At 59.9% G+C, this 8,417-nt stretch carries 8 protein-coding genes; 4 read left to right on the top strand and 4 right to left on the bottom strand.

Features of this window, described 5'->3' with window-relative positions; all coding sequences use genetic code 11:
• Window positions 1–137: 137 nt before the first annotated feature.
• From cueR to RYB09_RS22065, 3 genes are all read right to left on the bottom strand, one after another.
• Window positions 138–536, bottom strand: coding sequence for a Cu(I)-responsive transcriptional regulator (gene cueR, locus RYB09_RS22055; protein ID WP_005742930.1), 399 nt, complete (start codon window positions 534–536; stop codon window positions 138–140).
• Window positions 533–2,731 carry a heavy metal translocating P-type ATPase gene (locus RYB09_RS22060; RefSeq protein WP_316890221.1) on the bottom strand — a complete coding sequence of 733 codons (2,199 nt, stop codon included), beginning with the start codon at window positions 2,729–2,731 and terminating at the stop codon, window positions 533–535. Before RYB09_RS22060 ends, cueR begins: the two co-directional genes overlap by 4 nt.
• A gap of 69 nt (window positions 2,732–2,800) precedes the next feature.
• Entirely contained in the window at window positions 2,801–3,181 is a 381-nt protein-coding gene (locus RYB09_RS22065; RefSeq protein WP_002555530.1) for a hypothetical protein, read from the bottom strand.
• 146 nt (window positions 3,182–3,327) lie between these two features.
• On the opposite strand from RYB09_RS22065, the gene RYB09_RS22070 reads away from it, so the two are divergent.
• Both RYB09_RS22070 and RYB09_RS22075 read left to right on the top strand, forming a co-directional pair.
• Complete coding sequence (locus RYB09_RS22070; RefSeq protein WP_004659353.1) at window positions 3,328–3,525, top strand: heavy-metal-associated domain-containing protein; 198 nt, start codon at window positions 3,328–3,330, stop codon at window positions 3,523–3,525.
• A gap of 137 nt (window positions 3,526–3,662) precedes the next feature.
• Window positions 3,663–4,859 (top strand): multidrug effflux MFS transporter, encoded by a 1,197-nt coding sequence (locus RYB09_RS22075; RefSeq protein ID WP_005742926.1) that lies wholly within the window; start codon window positions 3,663–3,665, stop codon window positions 4,857–4,859.
• 54 nt (window positions 4,860–4,913) lie between these two features.
• Here RYB09_RS22075 and RYB09_RS22080 read toward each other — a convergent pair whose 3' ends face one another.
• A complete protein-coding gene (locus RYB09_RS22080; protein ID WP_058407830.1) occupies window positions 4,914–5,927 on the bottom strand; it encodes a zinc-binding alcohol dehydrogenase family protein in 1,014 nt (337 codons plus the stop codon).
• Between the two features lie 112 nt (window positions 5,928–6,039).
• Here RYB09_RS22080 and RYB09_RS22085 point away from each other — a divergent pair, with 112 nt between their 5' ends.
• Window positions 6,040–6,963, top strand: a complete 924-nt coding sequence (locus RYB09_RS22085; protein ID WP_316890225.1) for a LysR family transcriptional regulator — start codon at window positions 6,040–6,042, stop codon at window positions 6,961–6,963.
• Between the two features lie 436 nt (window positions 6,964–7,399).
• A complete protein-coding gene (locus tag RYB09_RS22090) occupies window positions 7,400–8,092 on the top strand; it encodes an ArsR/SmtB family transcription factor (protein ID WP_011169654.1) in 693 nt (230 codons plus the stop codon).
• The last annotated feature ends 325 nt before the right edge of the window (window positions 8,093–8,417 follow it).

Consider the following 8,417-nt stretch of genomic DNA (forward strand, 5'->3'; position numbering starts at 1 on the left):
CCGTGTGACGCAGAGCGTCACGAACTGCATTCCGACGCTGGAGCGTGCGGAACGATGATCTCAACTATCGTGCGACGCTCTGCGTCGCATGCAGTTCTGGACGCTCTGCGTCCGCTCTTGAGCGGCAGGCACCCCAATCAACAACACCCTCCCGACGCCAGGTCCTTGAGGATCGGGCAGTCGGGGCGGTCGTCGCCGTGGCAGTGTTCTACCAGTTCCTGAAGCGTATCGCGCAGGCTCGCCAGTTCGTCGATCTTCTGATTCAACTGCACGATGTGCTGACGGGCCAGCGCCTTGACGTCGGCGCTGGCGCGTTGGCGGTCTTGCCAGAGGGTCAGCAGTTTGCCGACTTCCTCCAGCGAGAACCCCAGGTCTCTCGAGCGTTTGATGAACGCCAGCGTGTGTAAATCGTCGGCGCTGTACAGGCGATAGCCACTGTCGCTGCGATGTGCCGCTTGCAGCAGCCCGATGGATTCGTAGTAGCGGATCATCTTCGCACTCAAGCCACTGCTTTTCGCCGCCTGACCGATGTTCATGGCGTGTCCTCCAGATCACGGGGTTTCCAGGTTTTCAGCAGCAGCGCATTGCTCACCACGCTGACACTGGACAGCGCCATGGCCGCGCCAGCCAGTACCGGGTTGAGGTAGCCCAGCGCCGCGAGGGGAATGCCAATCAGGTTGTAGACAAATGCCCAGAACAGGTTCTGGCGGATCTTTGCGTAGGTCCGCCGGCTGATGTCCAGCGCCGCCGGAACCAGTCGCGGGTCGCCGCGCATCAAGGTGATGCCCGCTGCATGCATCGCGACGTCCGTTCCGCCGCCCATCGCAATACCCACATCCGCAGCCGCCAGCGCCGGTGCATCGTTGATGCCGTCACCGACCATGGCAACCACATGATGGTTTTTCAGCTGGGTGACGGTGGCTGCCTTGTCGGCAGGCAGCACTTCGGCATGTACATCGTGTATCCCCAAGGCCTTGGCGACTACTTGAGCGCTGCCACGGTTATCGCCGGTCAGCAGATGGCTGGTAATGCCGCGCGCGTTCAACGCCCTGATCGCCTGATCCGTTCCGGGCTTAAGTGTGTCACCAAAGGCAAACATGCCGATGACCTTCGGCTCCGGAGCCTGCTCGATGAGCCAGGACAGCGTTCGCCCTTCGGCTTCCCAGATACGCGCGGATTCGGCCAGTTCGCCGATGGGCAGGCTGCTTTCATCCAGCAGGCGTCGATTGCCCAGCGCCAGTTCACGGCCCTGAACGGTGCCCGCTATGCCCCGGCCGCTCAGGGCATGGCTGTTTTCGGCTGCATCGAGCTTGAGTTGCCATTCATGACACACATCGAGCACCGCCCTGGCCAACGGGTGTTCACTGCCGCGTTGCAGTGCGCCCGCCAGTTGCAACAGGTGTTCTTCATTGCCCGACACCGCACTCATGTTGGTGATGCGCGGCGTGCCCGCGGTCAGCGTGCCGGTCTTGTCGAATACCACCGCATCCACAGCGTGGGCGCGCTCCAGTGCTTCTGCATCCTTGATCAGAATGCCGTAGCGCGCCGCCACGCCGGTTCCGGCCATGATCGCTGTAGGTGTCGCAAGGCCCAGAGAGCAGGGGCAGGCAATCACCAATACGGCGACCGCATTGATCAGCGCCACTTCAAGCGAGGCTCCAGCCAGCAGCCAGCCTGCCAGCGTGAAAAAGGCAATCCCCAGTACAGTGGGTACAAACACCTGGCTGACTTTATCCACTAGTTTCTGGATCGGGGCCTTGCCCGCCTGGGCGTCTTCGACCAGACGAATGATGCGCGCCAGAACGGTTTCCGCGCCCAGCGCTGTAGTTCTCACCAGCAACTGGCCTTCGCCGTTGATGGCACCCCCCGTGACCTTGTCACCCGCCTGCTTGGCCACCGGCAGGCTTTCACCGGTAATCAGCGCTTCGTCGGCATGGCTGCGGCCTTCGACCACTTCGCCGTCCACCGGAAACCGTTCGCCTGGTTTGACCAGCACCTCATCGCCAAGCTGCAGTGAGCTGATCGCGACGTCCTGTTCGATGCCGTCGACCACGCGCAGCGCGCGTTCCGGGCGTAGAGCCTCAAGGGCTCGAATGGCGCTGGCCGTCTGACGCTTGGCGCGGCTTTCCAGGTATTTACCCAATAGCACCAGCGCGATGACCACCGCCGATGCTTCGAAATACAGATGCGGCGTTGTGCCGGGTGCAGCACTCAGCCATTGATAGACGCTCAAGCCGTAGCCCGCGCTGGTGCCGATGGCGACCAGCAGGTCCATATTGCCTGCGCCGGCGCGCACGGCCTTCCAGGCGGCCAGATAAAAACGCGCGCCCAGAACGAATTGCACCGGTGTCGCCAGCGCGAATTGCGCCCAGGCGGGCAGCATCCAGTGCACGCCCAGCGGCGTTAGTAACATTGGCGCGATCAACGGCAGTGCCAGCGCGATGGCCAACAGCAGGGCCCATCGTTCGTTGTGCAGGTGGCGTGCTTTCTGGTCAGCTTCGGCGTGGCGATCCTCAACCAGCGTCGCGCTGTAACCGGCACGGCTGACGGCGTCGATCAGGGTTTGCGGATCGGTCTGGGCTGCGGTGTCTACATGGGCGCGTTCATTGGCCAGGTTGACCGTCACGCTGTTGACCCCCGGCACTTTGGCCAGAGCACGCTCGACCCGACCCGCGCAACTGGCGCAGGTCATGCCGCTGATCGGCAGGTCGAAGGTGGTGGTTTGTTGCATGTGAATCACTCCCTGAGGCTGGATACCTGCAAGGATCAACCTTGCCACATGGGCAAGGTCAAGCGCGAATCAATAGTTGAGGTCGGCTTTCTTGAGGTACATGCCGTTCAGGTCCGCGGCGATACGGTATTTGAGGATATCGCCCGAGCGTAGCTGGATCTTGGTACTGCGCGGCGCTTCCATTCCCGGTTCGCAGCCCACCACGGTGCCACGCAGGGTGCTCAGTCTTATCGACACTTCACCGGGAGGCAGGTTGAAAGACACCGAGTCCTCCTGAAAAAGTCTCCCGGCCAGACGGTCCTGCACATAGATGCCGATCTCACAGGAGGTCGCGACTTCCAGGCGCTCTCGGGAAATGATCAGGATGCCGTAATCCTGATCAGCCTGAGTGGCGGGTGCGATAGCCAAGAAACCGAGAATGCTGAAGAGGCTCACTGCTGACCAGCGCATCGCTGATACTCCTGATGTAAACGTTGATGAGTCAGCTTGGCTCACGATCTGCCTGAATACCAGCCCGGCAGCGATAACAGAAACTTGACCTTGCCATCATGACAAGGTTGAAGATGCTCGCTATCCATCAACAAGGGAGTGACACCATGCAGTTATTCAATGTTCAAGGCATGACCTGCGGGCACTGTGTTCGCGCGGTGACTCAAGCGATCAAGAACGACGACCCTGGCGCTGATGTTCAGGTTGAACTGGCCAGCAAGCAGGTGAAGGTGCAAAGCAGTCTGTCACCCGAGCAGATCGTCAGGTTGATCAGCGAAGAGGGTTATCAGGCGCAGCCTGCATGACGCGGGTCAGGGAGACCGGAGCGGTCTCCCTGTCTGTAAACTTTGAAAAATTTTGAATTAATTACCGTGTCCTTCGTTCTCTGCAAGGTAAGCCGGTTAGACTAACCCGTTGCCCTGCACCCGTTAATGGACACCCGATGAATCTACGCACAATCCTTATCCTTGGCTCATTGAGTGCCTTCGGCCCTCTGGCCATCGACTTCTATCTTCCTGGCTTTCCGGCCATGGCCTCGTATTTCGGGACCGACGAAAAACATATTCAGTTGACCCTGGCGGCTTACTTTCTTGGGCTTTCCCTGGGACAACTGGCCTATGGTCCGGTGGCTGACCGGTTCGGCCGGCGCATTCCGCTGCTGTTCGGCGTGACCTTGTTCATGCTCGCCTCGATAGCCTGCGCCTTTGCGCCCAGCCTTGAATGGCTGATTGGTGCGCGCTTCGTTCAGGCGTTGGGCGGCTGTGCCGGGATGGTATTGTCGCGGGCAATCGTCAGTGACAAGTGCAATGCCGTCGAGTCGGCCAAGGTCTTTTCGCAACTGATGCTGGTCATGGGGCTGGCACCGATTCTGGCACCCATGCTTGGCGGAGTACTGGTCAGCACCTTTGGCTGGCAATCGATCTTTGTCAGCCTGGCGCTTTTCAGTGGTGCCTGCCTGGCGGCGGTTGCACTGGGGCTGCCGGAAAGCATGCCCGCCAGCACGCCTCGTCAGCCGTTGAGTGGCGCATTTCGCCAATACGTCAACCTGCTGCAGGACCGCGTCTTCATCGGCCATGCCCTGACGGGCGGCATTGCCATGGCCGGAATGTTCGCTTACGTCGCCGGGTCGCCGTTCGTGTTCATCAAGCTGTACGGCGTACCAGCCGAGCATTATGGCTGGCTGTTCGGGATGAACGCGGCGGGTTTCATTCTGGTCGCGCAGATCAATGCGCGTCTGCTGCGCAAGACGGGGCCGGCATTTTTGCTGTCACGCACGGTCTGGATCTATCTGACCGCGGCGCTGGTGTTGCTGGCGATCAGCTTGCTGCGCACCGAAGCGCTTTGGCCGCTGCTGGTGCCATTGTTCATTTGCGTGGCAAGCCTTGGGTGCATCATCCCCAATGCGTCAGCCTGCGCCATGAGCGGCCAGTGGGCGCGTGCGGGCAGTGCCTCGGCGCTGCTGGGTTGTCTGCAATTCAGTGTTGCCGCCATCGCCGCCAGCCTGGTGGGCTTGTTGCATGACGGCACGGCCACACCCATGGCGCTGGTTATCAGCCTGTGCGGTGTGCTGACGGTCGGCCTTTCGGTACTGACACGCCGTGCGCAAGGCACGCGGGATGCGCAGGCGAAGCCGGTCTGATTCGGCGCAATGGTTGTGTCAGTCACGCTATGCGCTGACACAACCGTATCGCGTTCAGAACCCTTCCAGTACGACCTTGCCCTTGGCCTTGCCACTTTCCAGCAGAGCATGAGCGCGGCGCAGATTCTCTGCGTTGATGCTGCCAAAGTGCTCACCAAAAGTGGTTTTCAGCGTTCCGGCGTCGATCAGCTCGGCTACCCGGTTGAGCAGGTTGTGCTGTTCGATCATGTCCTCGGTTTCAAACATCGACCGCGTGTACATGAACTCCCAGTGCAGCGACAGGCTCTTGCGCTTGAGCTTCGACACATCCAGTGACTTGGGATCGTCGATCAGCGCCAGCTTGCCTTGTGGCTTGAGCGCCTCGACCAACTGGTCCAGATGCTGTTCGGTCTGGGTCAGGCTGGCCACATGGGTCACCTGATTCAGGCCGACGCGTTTCAGTTCTTCGCTCAACGGTTTGCTGTGGTCCAGCACCTCGTGTGCGCCCAGTTCGCGTACCCAGCTTTCGGTCTCGGGCCGGGAAGCGGTGCCGATGACTTTCAGGGAAGTCAGCTGACGTGCCAACTGGGTAAGGATCGAACCTACACCGCCCGCTGCACCGACGATCAGCAGGCTGTGCGAGCCTTCGCCTTTTTGCTGAGCGATCTGCAGGCGCTCAAACAACAGCTCCCAGGCAGTGATCGCCGTCAACGGCAACGCCGCCGCATGGGCAAAGCTCAGGGTTTTCGGCATATGCCCGACAATACGCTCGTCGACCACATGCAGTTCGCTGTTGCCACCCGGCCGGGTCAGGGAGCCGGCATAGAACACTTTGTCACCCGGCTTGAACAGCGTGACCTGGCTACCCACCGCTTTCACGACGCCTGCCACATCCCAGCCCAGTACCTTCGGAGCGCCGTCCTCGGGCTGGACGTTCTGGCGGATTTTGGTGTCCACCGGGTTGACGGAGATTGCCTTGACCTCGACCAGCAGATCACGAGCGCCAGCCACTGGTTCAGGCAGTTCGATGTCCTGCAATGACAGTGCTTCGCTGATCGGCAGCGAGTGGTAATACGCGATTGCTTTCATGACGGGCCTCTTCAGGAAAAATGATGAAGAGATCATTGGCTATTTCCAGTAAAGATAAAACCCGCTAAAACGGCAGGCTCTTTCAATTTTATTTTGATAATACGAGGCATTGATGGTGCGTTTTGACGACTTGCAGTTGTTCGTCCGTGCAGCGGACCTGGGCAGTCTTTCTGCTGCGGCGCGGGTGATGGACATGTCTGCGGCGGTTGCCAGCGCGGCGCTCAAACGCATTGAACGGCAATTGGGTGCGCGCTTGCTGGCACGTTCGACCCGCAGCCTGCGTCTGACCGCCGAAGGCGAGGGGTTTCTGGAGTATGCCCGCGCCGCACTGGGTAGTCTGGAAGAGGGGCGGCGACTGCTGGCCAGCAGCCAGGACCGTTGTGAGGGCGTGTTGCAACTCTCGGCACCGTCGGATCTGGGACGTAACGTGCTGTTGCCCTGGCTCGACGAATTTCAGCAGCAACACCCGCAACTGACCGTGCGCCTATTGTTGGGTGATCGTATTGCCGACCTGTTCCGCCAGCCGGTCGATGTGGCGCTGCGTTACGGCGAGCCAGAGGATTCAAGCCTGGTCGCATTGCCGGTGTTGCCTGACAACCGGCGGGTGTTGTGTGCCGCGCCGAGTTACCTGCAACGTCATGGCGAACCGCAGCAGGTTGAGCAACTGGCGCAGCATAACTGCCTGTTGTTCATGCTCGGGGACCGTGTGCATGACCGCTGGACGCTGAATGACGGCAAGCGCGAAATCAGCCTGACGGTCAGCGGCAACCGGTTCAGTGACGACGCAGATGTAGTGCGCCGCTGGGCAGTAGCGGGCGAAGGTGTGGCGTACAAATCCTGGCTGGACGTTGCCGCAGATGTACGGGCCGGGCACCTGAAAGTATTGATGCCAGATTTGATCGGCGAGCGAGCACCGCTGAACCTGTTATGCGCGCACCGGGCGCAGCTCAGCAAGCCGGTCATTCTGTTGCTGGAAATGCTCAGGTCACGTTGTAAGCAACAGGCTGTAGGTCCGTCACCCGTTGGTTTGTTTTAATAGCCACGCCCGGGTAGGAAATAGCCTTCGGAAGTGTCGGAAAATATAATATTTTAAAGTGTTTCAACGGTGCAAAGTTTCAACTCTCAGGCGAAGTTGAAACTGACTGTTGTTGAGTGGTTTTGGCGTTTTTGTCATGGGTATTACGCTTGTTTTTTCAATGTCTTTTTGAAGTAATGGTTGAAACCCCTTTGCTAGAGGGGGGGCGCCGTTAAGGCAGGAAGATCTTCCTGCCGATGGGGCGAGAAAGAAACGTTCGATTTTTCGAGATGTTGTACAACAACAGTTTGTACGAATCGTTTTTCGCCCACTGGGGCCGAAGGGCATAGAGTTTATACTTGTCATTTCATATAAGAACCACGTTCAACTCTACCGAGGCGTGATTGCTTTCACCCAGTCATCACGATAGATGAATGTTTCAACAGGGAGTGAACACATGGAATACGGACCTTGCATCAGCCAGATCGCAACATTGCTGGCCGACCCCAAGCGCAGCGCAATGATCTGGGCACTGATGGATGGTACTGCTCGTCCTGCCGATGAGTTGGCGATTTTGGCGGGACTCTCGACCTCTTCTGCCGGCGCGCACCTGGCGCGTCTGACCAGTGGCGGTCTGTTGAAACAGGAGGCGCGGGGTCGCAAGCGTTTCTTTCGCCTCGCCGCTCCGGAAGTGGGGGCCGCTGTCGAAGCTCTGGCCTGTGCCTCGCTGGCCAGCGCCGAACAGATCAGCCGCAGGTTTGCTCAGCCTATGCCGCCGCTGCCGCTGCGCCGTGCAAGAATCTGCTCCGATCATCTGGGCGGTGAAATGGCCGCTGAGCTTTATCAGCGCCTTCTGGAAGCGGGCTGGATAGAACAGCAAGAGAAGCGCGTCGAGGTCACGAGCAAGGGCGTGGCCAGTTTTGCCGAGCGAGGTATTTACATACCGGCGCTGGCACAGCGCAAGCGTGAAACGGTATGTGCCTGCCCGAAATGGAATGATCGCAACCCGCACCTTGGCGGCGCGCTGGGGGCGGGGCTGCTGCAGCTATTCTTCCAAATGGGCTGGCTGCGTACCACCGACGAGCCCAGCACCTTGCAGGTCTCCTCCAGTGGGCAGCGGGAAATCAGCAAGATCGCGGCGGCGGCCTGACGGGAACCACAGGTGTGGCTCGCTCTGCCACTATCGTGCCACCGCTCCGCGTTGGCATGCAGTTCCGGACGCTCTGCGTCCTCTTGCGACGCCGAGCGTCGCGAAAGGCATTCCCACGCGGAGCGTGAGGAACGATGGAGGCGCCTGCCCCACCACTATCGTGCCAATGCTCCGCGTTGGTATGCAGTTCCGGACGCTCCGCGTCCTCTTGCGACGCCGAGCGTCGCGAAAGGCATTCCCACGCGGAGTGGTATGACCCCCGAAGGTTGGACAATTATCCACCTACGCTGCCTTGGCGGCCTGCATTCTGTATTCCACAGGACTC

Origin of the sequence: Pseudomonas syringae group sp. J254-4 (assembly GCF_032586855.1) — a bacterium.
GTDB classification, from domain to species: domain Bacteria; phylum Pseudomonadota; class Gammaproteobacteria; order Pseudomonadales; family Pseudomonadaceae; genus Aquipseudomonas; species Aquipseudomonas amygdali.

Bases quoted from the DNA above. Each gene is read 5' to 3' on its own strand.
- cueR (WP_005742930.1), bottom strand. From the start codon at position 536: ATGAACATCGGTCAGGCGGCGAAAAGCAGTGGCTTGAGTGCGAAGATG.
- RYB09_RS22060 (WP_316890221.1), bottom strand. From the start codon at position 2,731: ATGCAACAAACCACCACCTTCGACCTGCCGATCAGCGGCATGACCTGC.
- RYB09_RS22065 (WP_002555530.1), bottom strand. From the start codon at position 3,181: ATGCGCTGGTCAGCAGTGAGCCTCTTCAGCATTCTCGGTTTCTTGGCT.
- RYB09_RS22070 (WP_004659353.1), top strand. From the start codon at position 3,328: ATGCAGTTATTCAATGTTCAAGGCATGACCTGCGGGCACTGTGTTCGC.
- RYB09_RS22075 (WP_005742926.1), top strand. From the start codon at position 3,663: ATGAATCTACGCACAATCCTTATCCTTGGCTCATTGAGTGCCTTCGGC.
- RYB09_RS22080 (WP_058407830.1), bottom strand. From the start codon at position 5,927: ATGAAAGCAATCGCGTATTACCACTCGCTGCCGATCAGCGAAGCACTG.
- RYB09_RS22085 (WP_316890225.1), top strand. From the start codon at position 6,040: ATGGTGCGTTTTGACGACTTGCAGTTGTTCGTCCGTGCAGCGGACCTG.
- RYB09_RS22090 (WP_011169654.1), top strand. From the start codon at position 7,400: ATGGAATACGGACCTTGCATCAGCCAGATCGCAACATTGCTGGCCGAC.